Below are 16,394 nucleotides of genomic sequence, written 5' to 3' on the forward strand. Positions count from 1 at the left end.
CTCTACATTTGCAGGCATGACATCCGCCAGCCTTTTCACCGATACCGTCAACCGCAGTACCGAGGCCGCCAATGACGCGCATCGCCAGCCCGAATTGTCAGAACGCGCCCGGCGTCAGGCGGAAGTCCTGGCCGCGCTGCGCCCCCATGTCCCCGCGCATGCCCTGCTCTACCAGAGCGAGGACACCACGCCCTATGAATGCGACGGCCTGACGGCCTACCGCCAGCGCCCGCTACTGGTCTGCCTGCCCGAGACCCATGAGCAGGTGCAGGCCGTACTCAAGGCCTGCCATGCCATAGGCGCACCCGTCATTGCGCGCGGCGCGGGCACGGGCCTGTCGGGCGGTGCCATGCCCCACCCCATGGGCGTGACGCTGTCGCTGGCCAAGTTCAACAAAATCCTCAAGGTCGATGCCTACAGCCGCACGGCCCTCGTTCAGTGCGGTGTGCGCAATCTCGCCATCAGCGAAGCCGCCGCACCCTACGGCCTGTACTATGCGCCCGACCCCAGCAGCCAGATCGCCTGCACCATCGGCGGCAACGTGGCCGAAAACTCGGGCGGTGTGCACTGCCTCAAGTACGGCCTGACGGTGCACAACGTGCTCAAGGTCAAGGGCTTCACCATCGCGGGAGAGCCCGTGGAATTCGGCTCCGATGCGCTAGATACGCCGGGCCTGGACCTGCTGGCCATCATGATAGGCAGCGAGGGCATGCTGGCCGTGGTCACCGAAGTCACCGTCAAGCTCATCCCCAAGCCCCAGCTGGCGCGCTGCATCATGGCCAGCTTCGACGATGTGCGCAAAGCCGGCGATGCGGTGGCCGCCGTCATTGCTGCCGGCATCATTCCCGCCGGCCTGGAGATGATGGACAAGCCCATGACGGCCGCCGTGGAAGACTTTGTGCGCGCAGGTTACGACCTCACGGCCGAGGCCATCCTGCTGTGCGAATCCGACGGCACGCCCGAGGAAGTCGAAGAGGAAATCACCCGCATGAGCGAGGTGCTGCGCAACGCCGGCGCCACCGCCATCACCGTCAGCGAAAGCGAGGAGGAACGCCTGCGCTTCTGGAGCGGACGCAAGAACGCCTTCCCCGCCAGCGGGCGCATCAGCCCCGACTATATGTGCATGGACTCCACCATTCCGCGCAAGCGCCTGGCCGACATCCTGCTGGCCATCCAGGAGATGGAGAAGAAGTACGAACTGCGCTGCGCCAACGTGTTCCATGCCGGTGACGGCAATCTGCACCCGCTGATCCTGTTCGATGCCAACAACCCCGACGAGCTGCACCGCTGCGAGCTGTTCGGCGCCGACATTCTGGAAACCAGCGTGGCCATGGGCGGCACGGTGACCGGCGAGCATGGCGTGGGCGTGGAAAAGCTCAACAGCATGTGCACCCAGTTCAGCACCGAGGAAAACGCCCAGATGCTTGCTCTCAAGGCCGCGTTTGACTCGCAGTCCCTGCTCAACCCCGGCAAGGTGATTCCCACGCTCAACCGCTGCGCCGAGTACGGCAAGATGCTGGTGCGCGGCGGGCAGATCAGCCATCCCGATCTGCCACGTTTTTAACCGCAGCTCATGGCAAGATCACGGCTCCCAATGCATTTGCGGAGCCGTTGATGATTTCTCCCATCGCCAAGCTAGGCCTGCTCCTGGCGGCCCCCATGTTGCTGGCCCTGGCCAGCCCCCAGAGCGCTCAGGCGCGTGGCTATACCTCCACCGGCAAATGCGGGGCCTATCCCCGCTTGGCCATCACCAGCCCCGCCGGTACCTGCGTGGGCCTGATCGCCGATGAGGCTCATGGCCTGCACTTTCCGCGGCGCGTGCTGGAAATCTCTCCAGGCCGCATCTGGGTGCTGGACATGGGCAACTGGATGCCCCATGTGGGCAAGCTGATCGAGCTGCGCCTGCCGCCCGATGCCGCCACGCCCGCCAATGCCAGCACCACCGCCAAGGCCGTGGAAGCCAAGGTGCTGCTGGACAAGCTCCACTACCCGTCGGGCATGGTGCGCGGACCGGACGGCAAGGTCTATATCGGCGAGGCCGACAAGATCTGGCGCACCGCCATACCTGCGCTGGGCCAGTCGCCTCAACCCGAGGCGCTGACGGGCAATCTGCCTGCCGACGGCGCCCATATGCTCAAGGAGCTGAGCTTCGCGCCCGATGGCAGCCTGTACGTGAACATGGGCAGCTTCAGCGACAGCTGCCGCGGCGATGACCAGAAGCAGCCCATGCCCTGCCCAGAACGCACAGGCGCCATGCCGCGCGCCGCCGTCTGGCGCATGGTGCTGCAATCGGGCAGCAGCCCGGTCAAGGAGTTCAAGCCCTTTGCCATGGGCCTACGCAACTCCATGGCGCTGGCCGTGATGCCCGACGGACCTGCTGCAGGCACGGTCTGGCAGGGTGAGAACAATATCGACTACCGCGATCCCAAGCAGCCGCCCGAAGAGCTGAACCTGCTGCGCGCCGGTGCCGACTATGGCTGGCCCTACTGCGTAGGTGCGCGCCAGAGCGCTCAGGGCTATGAAAAGCGTTTTGACTGCAGCAAGACCGAAGCGCCGCACATGCTCTGGCCCGCCCATGTGGCGCCGCTGCAGATGCTGGCCACGCCGACCGGCAGCGCCTATGGCGGCCAGTTGCTGGTGGCCTGGCATGGGCCGGGCGCAGGCGGTCAGCGCATCGTGGGCTTTGCACGTGATGCCAAGGGCCTGCCCACGGGCGCGCCCATCAACTGGCTCAGCGGCTGGGACAGCAAGGCCGGCCTGCGCCCGCGCGGCCGGCCCACCGGCATGTCCATGGACCACGCGGGCCGCTTGCTGGTGGTCGAGGACTTCAACCGCAGCCTGCTGATGCTGATGAGCGAAACAGGCGGTGCCCCCAAGCCGCGCTAGCGCGGCTCACACCATCAGGCCAGCAGCTCGCGCCCGCGCGCCAGAAAGCGTGCGTATTCCTCATCGGGCACAAACAGGCCGCCCGTGGTCCAGACGATATGCGTGGCGTTCTGCATATGCGGCAGCAGGTTCTGGCGCTGCAGATAATCCTGACCCGCTGCACTTTCCAGCAAGGCGCGCGGGCCGCTGAAGCCTGCGGCCGCCGAAGGCTCGATCTGCAGCCCTTGCGTTTGCTGCAGCAGCGCCAGATGGCGGAACAGCGTTTCGTCCTCCACCGTGAACACGCCGGCCAGAAAGCCGCGCACCACATCGGCCGCCAGCTCGGAAGCGCTGGGCACGGCCAGGCCGTCGGCCTCGGTCCGGTTGTTCAGGCCCAGCTCATAAACCGATGGATGCCGCGCCATGCCTGGCAAGGCCGCGGTGCCCGCCAGCATCTCCACCATGAAGCAGGGCGACTGCACGGGTTCGGCGAAAAAGCAATGCACATGCGGGCCAAACGCCTGCTGCAGGCCCAGGGTCACACCACCGGGCGCACCGCCCACACCGCAGGGGATATGAACAAACAAAGGGTGTTTTTCATCGACAACGAGCCCCTGCTCTGCGAGTTGCGCTACCAGATACGGAGCAGCTGCCGCATAACCGAGCAGCAGGGACAGCGAATGCTCGTCATCCACAAAGTGGCAATGCGGATCCTGCTCGGCCAGGGCGCGGCCTGCCGCCACGGCCTGGGCATAGTCGCCTTCATGCTCAACGACCTGAACGCCGCGCGCGCGCAGGCGCTGCTTTTTCCACTGCTTGGCATCGGCCGACATATGGACCGTGGCCTGGAAGCCCAGGGCCGAGGCCATGACGCCGATCGACAGTCCCAGGTTGCCGGTGGAGCCCACGGCCACCTGATACCGGGCAAACACCGCACGCGCCTGCTCCGACGCCAGCTGCGCATAGTCGCCATCGGCCAGCAGACCGTGCTGCTGCGCCACCTGCTCGGCATACTCCAGCACCTCGTGCACGCCGCCGCGCGCCTTGACCGAGCCGGCCACCGGCAGGCTGTGATCGGCCTTGACCCACAGCTGCCCCATGGCTGGCGGCAGGCCCAGCGCCTGCTGCATCGCGGGCACGGTCAGCAAGGGCGACTCGATACGGCCACCCGAAGCCTGCAATTCAGGAAACAGTCTTTGTAGCAGCGGGGCAAAGCGCTTGAATCTATCCACCGCCTGCTGCACCTGGGCCGGCTCCAGGTGCAGCGTAGAGCGGCAGCCAGCACCGCGCCCTCCCCAGAATGCGGGGCGCGCCTGGCGCAGGGATTCGATGGTCTGGACTTCAATACTTGGCATGATGGCGAGATTCAGATAAGCGGCCTGCATGGTAGCCGCCCTCTCAAACACACATCATGAAACCTGCATTTCTGCAAGCGGTGGATGGCGGCAGAGCCCGTGGATGAAAGAACTTCGAGGACTCGGTGATTGCCGCCGTACAAAGCAAGGGACAGGAGCCTCTGCCGGCCCTCTTCTGCCCCTGCATCCTCAGGCCTGCTTTGCCTCGCGCCGGTAGCCCAGACGATACAGCAGCGGCAGCACCAGCAGCGTCAGCGCCGTGGACGAGAGAATGCCGCCAATCACCACCGTGGCCAGCGGACGCTGTACCTCCGCCCCCGTGCCTGTGGCAATCGCCATGGGCACAAAGCCCAGCGAAGCCACCAAGGCCGTCATCAGCACCGGGCGCAAGCGCGTCAAAGCACCTTCGGTCACGGCCTGCTCCAGTCCCATGCCCTGCTCGCGCAGCGAACGGATATAGGAAATCATCACCAGGCCGTTGAGCACGGCCACACCGCACAGCGCGATAAAGCCAATGGCTGCCGAGATGGACAGAGGAATGCCGCGCAACCACAGCGCCACGATGCCGCCCGTCAGTGCAAATGGAATACCGGTAAAGACGATCAGTCCATCCTTGACATTGCCGAACATGGCGAACAACAGCGTGAACACCAGCGTCAGCGCCACGGGCACCACGATCATCAGACGCTGGCGTGCGGATTCCAGGCTCTCGAAGGTGCCGCCCCAGCGCGTCCAGTAACCCGATGGCAGCTGCACGCTTTCCAGCTCCTGCTGGGCCTGGGCCACGAACGAACCCATATCGCGCCCGCGCACATTGGCGCTGACGACAATGCGGCGCTTGCCGTCTTCACGGCTGACCTGATTGGGGCCGGGTGCCAGTTCGACAGAGGCAATGGTGGACAGCGGCACAAAGCCCTGGCGCCCTTCGCCCATGCGGGGCAGCGCCACAGGCAGACGGCTTATGCCGTCCATATCGTTGCGCAGTGCCTCGGGCAGGCGCACCTGGATGTCAAAGCGGCGGTCGCCTTCGAACACCTTCCCTGCCTCCCGCCCCCCCAGCGCCGTGCTGATGGCGTCCTGCACATCGCCCATGTTCAGGCCATAGCGCGAGGCTTTTTCACGGTCGATCTGGATCGTCAACATGGGCAGGCCCGTGGTCTGCTCGACCTTGACTTCCGACGCTCCGGGAATCTTCTGCAGCATGGCGGCCACGCTTTGCGCGGACTTTTCCAGCTGCTGCATATCGTCGCCAAAGATCTTGATGGCCACATCGCTGCGCACGCCCGAGATCAGCTCGTTGAAGCGCAGCTGAATCGGCTGCGAGAACTCGTAGTTGCTGCCGGGAATCTTCGCTACCGCCTGCTGTACCGCAGTCAGCAGATCATCACGCGAGCGCGCAGGGTCGGGCCACTGGTCACGTGGTTTGAGCATGATGTAGCCGTCCGAGATATTGGGCGGCATGGGGTCCGAGGCAATCTCGGCCGTACCGGTGCGCGCAAACACACGCTCGATCTCGGGGAACTGCTTGACCAGTTCGCGCTCCATCTGCATCTGCATTTCCACCGACTGCGTGAGGCTGGTGCCGGGAATGCGCAGCGCCTGGATTGCAAAATCACCCTCGTTGAGATTGGGCGCAAATTCGCTGCCCATACGGGTCGCCAGCAGCAGGCTCAGTGCCACGACCACGCTGGCCGCCGTCAACACCACGGCAGGTGCACGCATGACCTTGCCCAGCACGGGCGCATAAGCATGGCGCGCCCAGGTCATGAGGCGGTTTTCCTTCTCGGCCACCTTGTCGCCCATGAACAGCGCAATCGCGGCAGGGATGAAGGTGATGGACAGCAGCATGGCGCCCAGCAGTGCAATCACCACCGTCAAAGCCATAGGGTGGAACATTTTTCCTTCCACGCCCGTGAGCGCGAAGATGGGCAGATAGACCACCATGATGATGAGCTGGCCGAACAGCAGCGGGCGGCGCGCCTCTCTGGCTGCTGCAAACACTTCCTCGAAGCGCTCTTTGCGTGTCAGCGGCCGGCCTGCCGCTGCCTGCGCATGGGACAGACGCCGCACGCAGTTCTCCACGATCACCACGGCGCCATCGATGATGATGCCGAAGTCCAGCGCGCCCAGGCTCATCAGATTGGCGCTGACGCGCATATGCACCATGCCGGTAAACGTGAACAGCATGGACAGCGGAATGATGAGCGCCGTGATCAGCGCGGCCCGCAGATTGCCCAGGAACAGGAACAGGATGACCACCACCAGCGCGGCCCCCTCCACCAGGTTCTTCTTCACGGTGGCAATGGCCTTGTCCACCAGATTGGTGCGGTCGTAGACGGTGACCGCCTTCACGCCTTCCGGCAGGCTTTTGTTGATCTCCTGCATGCGCGCATGCACGGCCTGCGACACCGAGCGGCTGTTCTCGCCAATCAGCATGAAGACCGTGCCCAGCACCACTTCGCGCCCGTTATCGGTGGCTGCGCCGGTGCGCAACTCGCGGCCCAGCTCCACATCGGCCAGATCACGCACGCGAATCGGCTGGCCCTGGGCCGTACCGACGATGACCTCACGGATATCGGCAATGCCATGCACCTGACCGGGTGCACGGATCAGATACTGCTCGCCCTGGCGTTCGATATAACCGGCACCGACGTTGGCGTTATTGCGTTCCAGCGCGGTCACGATCTCGGCCAGAGTGATGCCATAGGCGGCCAGCTTTTCCGGCTGCGGTGCCACCAGATATTCCTTGGCAAAGCCGCCGATGGAGTTGATCTCCGTCACGCCCGGCACATTGCGCAACTGGGGCTTGATGACCCAGTCCTGAATCTCGCGCAGATCCATGGGCGTATAGGCCGAGCCGTCGGGCTTTTTCGCACCTTCGTCGGCCTCCACGGTCCACAGATAGATTTCACCGAGGCCTGTGGAAATCGGACCCAGTGTGGGCGTCACGCCTTGCGGCAGCGCATCACGCGCCTGCTGCATGCGCTCATTGACCAGTTGGCGCGCGAAATAGATGTCCGTGCCATCCTTGAACACTACGGTGACCTGGGACAGCCCATAGCGTGACAGCGAACGCGTCTGCTCCAGATTGGGCAGGCCTGCCATCACGGTCTCGACCGGAAAGGTCACGCGCTGCTCGGTTTCCAGCGGCGAGTAGCCGGGTGCCGAGGTATTGATCTGCACCTGCACATTGGTGATGTCAGGCACCGCATCAATGGGCAGGCGCTGATAGTTGTAGATGCCAAGGCCTATCAGCGCGATGGTGGCCAGCATGACCAGCCAGCGCTGTGCGATGGCAAAACGGATGATGCGCTCAAACATGGGGCTTCATCCTCTCAATGGACGTGTTCGGCTGTGGCCTTGCCCAGCTCGGACTTGAGAATGAAGCTGCCGCCGTTGACATAGCTCTGCCCCGCCGTCAGCCCCTGCAGCACTTCGGTGTTCTGCGCATCGGCCTTGCCCAGCTTCACGGCCTGGGCCTTGAAGCCGCCATCCACCGGTACAAACACCACGGGCTTGTCGCCGTCGATCTTCTGCACCGCAGGCGTTGCAATGCTCACCGCCACCTGCTGTGACGAGGCCGTCAGGTTCACATTCACGAACAGGCCCGGGCGCCAGATGCCGTCCGGGTTGTCCAGTGTGATGCGTGCCGGTGCGGTACGTGTGTCCTGGCCGATCAAGGCGCCCACATAGGCCACGGTACCGCTTGCCCTGGATTCAAAGGCCGTGGCCTGCACCACGGCTTTTTCACCCACACGCACAAAGGGCAGGTCGGAAGCGGCGACCTTCATCTCGGCCCAGACCGAGCGCAGATCGGAGACGGTGAACACCGCCGTGCTGTCCTGCACGGCCTCACCCACGGACAAATGCTTTTCCACCACCACGCCATCAAGCGGCGCGCGTAGCTCGAAGCGGTTGAGTCTGCCCGAAGAGCCAGCACCCGCACCGATCGCGGCCAGCTTTTGCTGGGCATTGGCCGCCGCAATCTCTGCCTCGCGCAAGAGCTGCTGAGCCTGCAGATAGTCCTGCTCGGCAGAGATTTTTTCCTGCCACAGCTGCTTTTCACGCTGATAGGTGGTGCGCGCCAGCGCCAGACGCTTTTGCGAGGCCATCAGCTCGCTGCGCTGCTCGGAAACGGCAGGGCTGCTGAGAACGGCCAGCAACTGCCCCTTCTTCACCACCTGCCCCAGATTGGCGGCCACGCTTTCGGCAACTCCGGCCACGCGCGGTACCACGTGGGCCGTGCGATCTTCGTTGAAGCGTATTTCGCCGGGCAGTTGCAAGCTGCTTCCAATGGCCGCAGGACCTGCTTGCGCCAGTGTGACGCCAGCGGTCCTGGCACGCTCGGCATCGAGTTTGAGCATACCCTCATCGTGCTCCTGCTCACCACGCGCTTCATCCTTGCTCTCACCTTCTTCATGCTCGTGCCTGTCGCCAGGTGCATGCTCTTTTTCTTCCTCATGCTTATGGCCTGACTCGGCATCTTGATCATGCGCTTTTCCCGCATGTTCGTGGCCATTTGCCTCGGCGGCAGGCTTGGCCGGCTGGGTGCCATAGACGATGGCCGTTGCAGCGGCTGCGCCCAGCACCAGAATGGCGGCGATGGCAACGGCGGTACGGCGCTTGGGGGACGATGATTGATTCATGGGTGAAAGAGTTGAAGGACTGACGCAAACAAGCAGGCATCCAGACGGTTTCCTTGAGGCAAAGCTCTTGCCCAAGCCTGATTTGCGCAAGTCGTGGATTTATTCAAGGCCGGGGATATCGCCAAGCTGGCGCGTGATATCGGCTGCAGCGCGGTGCGTGGCCACCAGCTGATCGAGATAGAGACTGCGCGCATCGGCCAGCGTACGCTGCGCATCCAGCACATCGAGGTAGCTGAACTTGCCCAGAGAAAATCCCTTGGCCGCCACCTCATAGGCTGACTGCGCACCGGGCAGCACCTTGCTTTGCAGCTGCAGGGTCTGGGCACGGCTGGTCTGCAGCTGCTCGTAGTTCTGCAGCAGCTGGGCCTGGGCCAGCTGGCGCGCCGCCAGCAGCTCATCCTCGGCCTTGTCGGCCAGACGCAGGGCCTGCAGCTGGTTGCCGCGATTGCTGTCCAGAATCGGCAAGGGGATGGAAACGCCCAGCAGCAGCTGGTTGCGCCCGGCTTCCTCGGCACGCTTGATGCCCACGCTCACCGTCGGATCCGGCAGGCGCTTGGCACGCTCCAGCTCTGCCGTGGACTTTGCCTGCAAATAGGCCTGTTGCGCACGCACCACCTGCGCAGAATGCTCCACTTTCTGAAGCAATTGCTCCTGAGGCGGTAACTGCGGCAGTTGCACCATATCGCCCATGGCCTCGCCCACCGCGATGCCGGAGCCGCCCCACAGCAAGGCCAGTTGCTGCCTGGCAACACGCAAGCCGGACTGCGCCTGGTTCAGCGCCAGCTGCGCACTGGACTCCGCAACCTGGGCCTTGGTTTCTTCCAGCGGCGCGGCCTTGCCAGCCATCACGCGCTTGGCCGCCGCATCGCGGGCCTGCGCGGCGATCTCCAGCGTCTTTTCATTGAGCTGCACACGCTGCTGGGCCGCCAGCAGGTTCGCAAACGCGGCGCGCACATCGGCGCGCAGTGCCGCCCGCGCCGTGTCCAGCTCGGCGCGGGCCAGCTCCACGCCATGCTCGGCCACTTTCATGCGTGCAGCGCGCTTGCCACCGATTTCGATGGGCTGGTTCCACTGCAGCGACGAGGAACGCGTCGCGCGCCTGGTGTCTTCCTGGGAGAACGCCAGCTCCGGGTTGGGCCTGGCCTGGCTCTGGATCATGGCGCCTTCGCTGGCCGCCACGGCCTGCTGGGCAGCGCGCAAGCCAGGGTTCTGGGCCATGGCCTGCGCCAGAGCGGTTTGCAGGGTGACCGCAGGCAATGCAGTACTGGCCGCCATCTCCACCGCTTGAGGCTGTGCCCAGGCGCTGCCACCGGCCAGCAGCAGGCTGGCACTCAGCCAGCAGGCCGGGGCCTGTTTCAAGAAATTCATATCCAAACTCCGCCCCGCCAGCTCTGACACGATGACAGCAGACATTGGGAGCCGTGGCACTCTAGCCCCGGTATCGCGACACAGGCCCAACGCCAAGATGACAAATTCGTCATCTTTGACGGCGGCAGCTTTGCCGGACAATGACAGCCATGAAGCTTTTGGTCATTGAAGACGAAATCAAGCTCGCCGAATATCTGCAAAAAGGCCTGAGTGAGGAAGGCTTTGTGGTCGATATGGCCCACAACGGCATCGACGGCCTGCATCTGGCGACCGAGCAGGCCTACGACCTCATCGTGCTCGACGGCATGCTGCCCGGCATCGACGGTCTGGCCGTGCTGGCTGCGCTGCGCCAGTCCAGGCAGACACCCGTGCTGATGCTCACTGCCCGCGCCCAGGTGGAAGACCGCGTCAAGGGTCTGCAGGGCGGAGCCGACGACTATCTGGTCAAGCCCTTTGCCTTTTCAGAGCTGGTGGCCCGCATCCATGTGCTGCTGCGCCGCGGCCTGCAGGCACAGACCGCCCCCGAGGCCACGCTGCTGCGCATGGCCGACCTGGAGCTGGATCTGATTCGCCGCAAGGCCACACGCGCCGGCCAGCGGCTGGATCTGACGGCCAAGGAATTCAACCTTCTGAGCCTGCTGCTGCGCCGCCAGGGCGAGGTGCTGTCGCGCACCGAGCTGGCCTCCCTGGTCTGGGACATGAATTTCGACAGCGAGACCAATGTGGTCGAGGTTGCCGTACGCCGCCTGAGGCTCAAGCTCGACGCACCGTTTGCAGTGCCGCTGCTGCATACGGTACGCGGCATGGGTTATGTGCTGGAGCTGCGGCCCGTGCCCTGAATGCGATGACTCACCAGTCGCGTGTGGCAATCAGCTCTTCGGTGTCGGCGCCCTCGAATCCGTAGGCATGGGCGATGGCTTCGAAGTCCCCCGCGATGCACTCACGCGCCGCCGTTTCGATCTCGCTGCCCTGCTCGTCAAATTCCTGCTGCAGATCGTTGAAGCGCTCTGTCGCAGCGTGGGTCAGCTCGTACAGTTCTTCCAGAGAGGCAGGCCTTTGCTGCTCGATCTGCTGACACAGCTCCACCAGAATGTCCTCGCCTTTTTTCACCAGCTCGTCAGGGAAATAGTCGTCGTCATACATTTCTGCAAGAAAACGATGGGCAGCCATCTTGGGGTTGCTCAGACTCATGAAAACTCCAGGCAGGTCAAAAAATTGGTTCGCCCGGAGCATAGCAGTGCCAGGTTTCAGACATTTCACAAAGATCACGCCGTGACCTCTCCATCCATCCCGCACCTGGGCAAGCGCCTGTCTCGCTTGCTGGCCCTTCAGACCATGCTGGTGCTGGGCCTGGTCTGTGTAGCCGTGTACTGGGGCAGTCTGCTGACCGTGATGCAGCGCCAGCAGGACAACCTCAACCACAAGCAGGCGGCCTTGCAGCATCTGCTGCAGGAAGGCCGGGCCTCGCACACACCGGGCGTGATGATGCACATGCTCAGCGACTTTCTGACCGGACATGACGAGCTGTCCCTGCGCATCACCGGCAGCAGCGGCCAGTTGCTGTTCGAGCAGTTGCGCCAGCCCGTGGATGACAAACGCAGCGAACGCCGCAGCTTTGCCATTGACCTGCCCTCTGCGCAAGCGGGTCAGCCTGGGCAACCCGTGCAGGTGCTGCTGATGCTGGACAGACGCCCGGACGACGCATTGCTGCGCCAGATGGCCTGGATTCTGGGCCTGGCTGCCATCAGCAGTGCTTTGCTGGTTTCCGTGAGCAGCGCCTTTCTGGTGCGGCGCGGTCTGGCGCCGCTGCACTCCCTGGTCGAGCAAACACGCCAGCTGGGAGTCCAGGACCTCACCCGCGACTGGCAAAAGCGCCTTGACGACACCGATCAGCCCCAGGAACTGCGCCCGTTGATCGACCAGTTCAACGCCTTGCTGGAGCGCCTGGCCGTGGCCTACCGGCAAATGGAAGCCTTCAATGCCGATGTGGCCCATGAGCTCAACACCCCGCTGACCACGCTGATCAGCAGTTGCGAGCTGGCTCTGCGCAAGCCGCGCGACGCAGAGGAGCTGCGCGACATCCTGGCCTCCAATCTGGAAGACCTGCAGCGCATGGCCGGGATCGTGGCAGACATGCTGTTTCTGTCCCACGCCGACCGCGGCGAAAGCGCCCGCCGCACCCTGGTGCCCAGCATGGCCGGGCTCGCCAGCGAGGTGATCGACTATCACGAGGCCTCGCTGCAGGAAGCGGGCCTGCAGATCAAGGTCGAGGGCGATGCCAGCGCCGAAGTCGATGCACGCCTGCTGCGCCGCGCCCTGTCCAACCTGCTGGGCAATGCCACCCGCTACGCCCACGCAGGCTCGACCATCGCCTTGCGCATCATCAACTCCACACCGGATGGAACGCTGAGGCTGGAGGTCAGCAACATCGGCCCCGAGATTGCCCCCGAACATCTGCCACGCCTGTTTGACCGCTTCTACCGCTCCGATGCTTCGCGCAGCCACGGCGACCGCAACCACGGACTGGGCCTGGCCATCGTGGCGGCCATTGCCCGCATGCATGGAGGCCAGGCTTTTGTGGACTCCTCCCAAAGCATTACCACCGTGGGCATGGTGCTGCCCGCCAACACCAGCACAGCCATGCGTTGAGAGCCGGCCCTGCGCCGGCCTTCGTCCATGCAGTGCCCACATGGACGGTCAAGCACAGATGACATACAGGCCTGCCTCAAAGTAGAAACATCGAAGTCTGCTTCCCTTTGAAAGGACAAACCATGTCAAAGCTCTGGAAAACGACAGCACGCATATTGCCCGCCCTGCTGCTGACTGCGGCCGGTTCGCTCGGTCTGCAGGCTCAGGCACAGGGCCAGATACCGCCCATGCATGAAAAAGGTGCCGTGCAATACAGCTGCGGCGGCATCGGCAAGGACGAGTCCACCGCCATGCGCGCCGCCATGAAGGACTACCCTCTGTCTCTGCTGTTTGCGGCCAAGGATGGCGAATACCTTGCCGATGTGTCGGTGGACATTCAGTCTTCCCAGGCCAGCGCACAGTTCGTCGCCGGTGGCCCCGTCTGCCTGATCAAGCTGCCCGCAGGCAGCTACAAAGTCACCGCCACCTCCAAGGACGGTCAAAGCCATAGCCAGTCGGTCACGACGGGCAAGTCGGCGCACAGCCTGGACTTCCGGTTCTGAACCGGCTCAAAGGGACATGAACCCAAGAGCCGCCAGAACTTCTGCGCAATGACGACAATTCCGTCCATGCCCCAAGACAGCAGTACCGACTACCAAAACCACCTGCAGGCAGGCAATGCCCTGGTGGCCCAAGCCCAGACCCAGGCCACCCAGGACTTTGCCAAGGCCCGATCGCTCTGGCAGGCCGCCGGCAAGGAGTTCTATCTGGCACACAAGGCTGACATGAACCAGCCCGAAGCCGCTTTTCGCCTGGCGCAGGCCTGGATGGCCGAAGCCCATGCACTGCAAAAGGAAGAGAGCAACAACGCCTTGGTCATGTGGGCCAATGCGGCAGCGCAGTGCGAGATGGCATTTGACCTGGACCCCGAGAACGGCCGCATCGCCATGACAGCCGCCAGCTGCCACTACTTTGCCGGGCAGACCGATGCCGCCAAGGCCTGGCAGCAGATCGGCCAGCATCTGCTGCCCGATGCCGAGCAGCCTTAAGAACCAGCGCTAGCCTCCGCGCTGGCGCTTGCGCCGGGAGAGGCCGGCCCAGAATATCAGCAGCAGCGGGATGACAGTGGCAAGAGCACGCCAAAGAAGGCTGCGTATCCGTTCATCGCGCTGCTCGCGGTCGCGCTCAAGCACCTGCACCAACCGCTCCTGGAACTCCGCAAGTTCAACGGGTTTGCTGCCTGTGATCAGCGAAGCTGCATCACGCTCCGACACCACCTCTTCCGTGGCTGGCTCGTCTCCTGGCTGCAGCACAGCCGCATCAGCTAGCAGCGCCAGTTGCTGCATGACGGCAGCGGCCTGCGCAGGCCGCATTCTGTACACCGGCACATTGAGCACCAGGCTCTCGTTACCCTGCACGGTCTGCACCAGCGTGATGCCGCTGACGGAATTGCCCTTGGGCCGGCCCAGCACCAACTTGCTCAGCCCCCAGCTCAGACGCTGATGCCCATCGTCCCACTGCGGAGGGAGCAGCCAGGTCACCGAGGTTGATTGCACGCCTTCAGCTCCTGCATCCAGGGGGCTGCCATAGTCATAGCGGCGAATGGTATCGGCCAGTCCCTCGGGCTCCAGCTCCTGGTCCGAAGGCCGCCGCAGACGCCCCGTCCTGATCAGCTGGACACGTGCCGCCCATTGAGGATCCTTGCCCTGCGCAATCACTCCCCAGGTGAGGTCACCGTCCTGCTCCTGCGTCGATCCGGCAGTAGTTTCCTCCCTGCGCATGGCGGCAATGGCCTCGGGCGGAAGATAGCGATAGCCAGCCGGCAGGTGCAGCGTCAGCTGGCCCGACATGCGCGGACTGGCAAGCACTATCGCCGCAGGCCCCTCCACCCAGCCGGTGCGATCGCTCAGGTACTGGTCGTCGCTGCGCAAGGGCAAAGGCCATACCGGCAAGCCTGCTGCCTGGCGCAGCACGGCTTCCGGCCCCAGATTCAGATCTGTGTCATTGGCCTCGCGCAGCTGCTGCAGACGCCCTTGATCGGCGGCAGACAGATATTGGGCCTGCGGTTGCCGCTGTTGACGCTCGGCCTCCAGCACACAACGCTCGGCCACATCGTCCACAGGCCATAGCGGCTGCCCATCGGCACTGCGCAACTGCTCGATGCCGCAACCGAGCCGGCTGCGCACGAACAGCAGCTCCCCCCGGCTATCGACCCAGGCGGACTCATCGCCGACCTTGTCCTCTTCCGGCAAGGCCCGCATGGGAAACACACGAACCGGCCCCTCGCGCTCGGACCAGGCCGAGACGCTGGCCTCGCGAACCTGCGCCGCCTGCGGCCCCAGATTCACGCCAATGGTCTTGCCCTCCCTGTCCACCAGCAGATTGCCGCCGCCGTCATCGCCCACAAAGACGCTGGCCGTGCCGTTGACAAAACGCCCCGCCCATTGCCAGCCATGGCCCTCATGCAGGACCCGCCCCCGGCTATCGATCAGCAGGATACGTTTTTGCCAACGCGGCTCCTGGCCGTTGCGGCCTTCGACTTCCCGCGTCTGATGAATCCAGGCCCGGCCCTCGAAAAATCCGGCAGGCACATACCAGCTGCTGTCCTCGGGGCCAGCAAAAGCCTTGAGCACAGGCTTGCCGGTACGCAGATCGAGCAGCCCCAGGTGCTTGTCGTTGTTGGAGAAGAAGGCCAGCCCTTCGCCCGCCCGCTGAATCGACTGCGCGCTGAACAAGACCCGCCCTCGTCCATCGATCAGGCTGTCCTGGCCGCTGTCCGCTTGCGAAATCAGCCTGTCCGGCGCCACCACCTGCAACGCGCGGCGTTTGGTGGCAGGCACGCGCATCTGGTTGCGGCGGTCGATAGCTCCCATGCGTTCATCCACAAGCTGAACCACGGCCAGCCCATGGTGAAAATCCTGCACATCGGCGTATTGCTCGGCAATCACCTGCCGACCCTGCGGGTCGATAAAGCCCAGACTGTAGTGCCCGCCATCGGGATCGCGGACAAAACGCCCAACCCTGGCCAGCCCTTCGCGAAAAGGGCCTGCCACCGCATAAGGCCCGGCCAGCACCACATCTCCACGCGCGTTCAGATAGCTGTTGCCGCTGCGCTCCAGCACCGCCATGCCTTCAGAGAAGGCCTCCACACGGGTGTTGCTGCGCATTCGCGCCAGAGGCAGGCCCTTGGCATCCAGCAACTGCTCCGTCCAGCCGTTGTCCAGCACGGCCCAGACGCCCTCGTCCAGATACCGAAGCTGCCTGTCCACAAACTGCGCCGCCCACCGGCCGCGTTCATCGAGCAAGCCACACATGTTTTGCCAGGACGACAGACAGACCGGAATCAACGTGCCAGAGGGAATGGGAGCTGCGGGCTGATCGTTGCTCCCCAAGGCCAGACCCGACACACCAGAAAGCACCACAAGCCACGCCAACGACAGCGTTCGCACACCTTTGGCAGCTCCATAAATTTGCACAAAATTCATCGATTCTCTATATCCATCAACCGCCTGCAGCTATCAAATTCAAAACA

At 63.9% G+C, this 16,394-nt stretch carries 12 protein-coding genes; 6 read left to right on the forward strand and 6 right to left on the reverse strand.

The window, feature by feature from the left end; genetic code table 11:
- The first annotated feature begins 16 nt into the window (after positions 1-16).
- Both QMY55_RS21620 and QMY55_RS21625 read left to right on the forward strand, forming a co-directional pair.
- Positions 17-1,564 (forward strand): FAD-linked oxidase C-terminal domain-containing protein, encoded by a 1,548-nt coding sequence (locus QMY55_RS21620; protein WP_283486162.1) that lies wholly within the window; start codon positions 17-19, stop codon positions 1,562-1,564.
- 95 nt (positions 1,565-1,659) lie between these two features.
- Positions 1,660-2,886, forward strand: coding sequence for a PQQ-dependent sugar dehydrogenase (locus QMY55_RS21625; protein ID WP_407650714.1), 1,227 nt, complete (start codon positions 1,660-1,662; stop codon positions 2,884-2,886).
- 14 nt (positions 2,887-2,900) lie between these two features.
- Here the strand turns inward: QMY55_RS21625 and QMY55_RS21630 are convergent, their stop codons facing one another.
- From QMY55_RS21630 to QMY55_RS21645, 4 genes are all read right to left on the reverse strand, one after another.
- Positions 2,901-4,220 (reverse strand): D-serine ammonia-lyase, encoded by a 1,320-nt coding sequence (locus QMY55_RS21630; protein WP_283486164.1) that lies wholly within the window; start codon positions 4,218-4,220, stop codon positions 2,901-2,903.
- Between the two features lie 189 nt (positions 4,221-4,409).
- Positions 4,410-7,541 (reverse strand): efflux RND transporter permease subunit, encoded by a 3,132-nt coding sequence (locus QMY55_RS21635; RefSeq protein ID WP_283486165.1) that lies wholly within the window; start codon positions 7,539-7,541, stop codon positions 4,410-4,412.
- Positions 7,542-7,555: 14 nt separating this feature from the next.
- Positions 7,556-8,866, reverse strand: a complete 1,311-nt coding sequence (locus tag QMY55_RS21640; RefSeq protein ID WP_283486166.1) for an efflux RND transporter periplasmic adaptor subunit — start codon at positions 8,864-8,866, stop codon at positions 7,556-7,558.
- 99 nt (positions 8,867-8,965) lie between these two features.
- Positions 8,966-10,234, reverse strand: coding sequence for a TolC family protein (locus QMY55_RS21645; protein WP_283486167.1), 1,269 nt, complete (start codon positions 10,232-10,234; stop codon positions 8,966-8,968).
- A 149-nt stretch (positions 10,235-10,383) separates the two neighbouring features.
- Between QMY55_RS21645 and QMY55_RS21650 the strand changes: the two genes are divergently transcribed.
- Positions 10,384-11,073, forward strand: coding sequence for a heavy metal response regulator transcription factor (locus tag QMY55_RS21650; RefSeq protein WP_283486168.1), 690 nt, complete (start codon positions 10,384-10,386; stop codon positions 11,071-11,073).
- Between the two features lie 10 nt (positions 11,074-11,083).
- Here QMY55_RS21650 and QMY55_RS21655 read toward each other — a convergent pair whose 3' ends face one another.
- The gene (locus tag QMY55_RS21655) at positions 11,084-11,425 is read right to left on the reverse strand and encodes a DUF5713 family protein (protein WP_283486169.1); all 342 of its coding nucleotides are present in this window, start codon (positions 11,423-11,425) and stop codon (positions 11,084-11,086) included.
- A gap of 81 nt (positions 11,426-11,506) precedes the next feature.
- On the opposite strand from QMY55_RS21655, the gene QMY55_RS21660 reads away from it, so the two are divergent.
- The 3 genes from QMY55_RS21660 to QMY55_RS21670 all read left to right on the forward strand — a co-directional run bounded on the left by QMY55_RS21660 (position 11,507) and on the right by QMY55_RS21670 (position 13,911).
- On the forward strand, positions 11,507-12,883 hold the full coding sequence (locus tag QMY55_RS21660; RefSeq protein ID WP_283486170.1) for a heavy metal sensor histidine kinase: 1,377 nt from the start codon (positions 11,507-11,509) through the stop codon (positions 12,881-12,883).
- Between the two features lie 122 nt (positions 12,884-13,005).
- Entirely contained in the window at positions 13,006-13,425 is a 420-nt protein-coding gene (locus tag QMY55_RS21665; protein ID WP_283486171.1) for a hypothetical protein, read from the forward strand.
- Between the two features lie 48 nt (positions 13,426-13,473).
- Complete coding sequence (locus QMY55_RS21670; protein WP_283486172.1) at positions 13,474-13,911, forward strand: hypothetical protein; 438 nt, start codon at positions 13,474-13,476, stop codon at positions 13,909-13,911.
- Positions 13,912-13,920: 9 nt separating this feature from the next.
- Here QMY55_RS21670 and QMY55_RS21675 read toward each other — a convergent pair whose 3' ends face one another.
- Positions 13,921-16,347 carry a WG repeat-containing protein gene (locus tag QMY55_RS21675; RefSeq protein WP_283486173.1) on the reverse strand — a complete coding sequence of 809 codons (2,427 nt, stop codon included), beginning with the start codon at positions 16,345-16,347 and terminating at the stop codon, positions 13,921-13,923.
- Positions 16,348-16,394: the final 47 nt, after the last annotated feature.

It is taken from the genome of Comamonas resistens (assembly GCF_030064165.1).
Taxonomy (GTDB): Bacteria; Pseudomonadota; Gammaproteobacteria; order Burkholderiales; family Burkholderiaceae_C; genus Comamonas; species Comamonas resistens.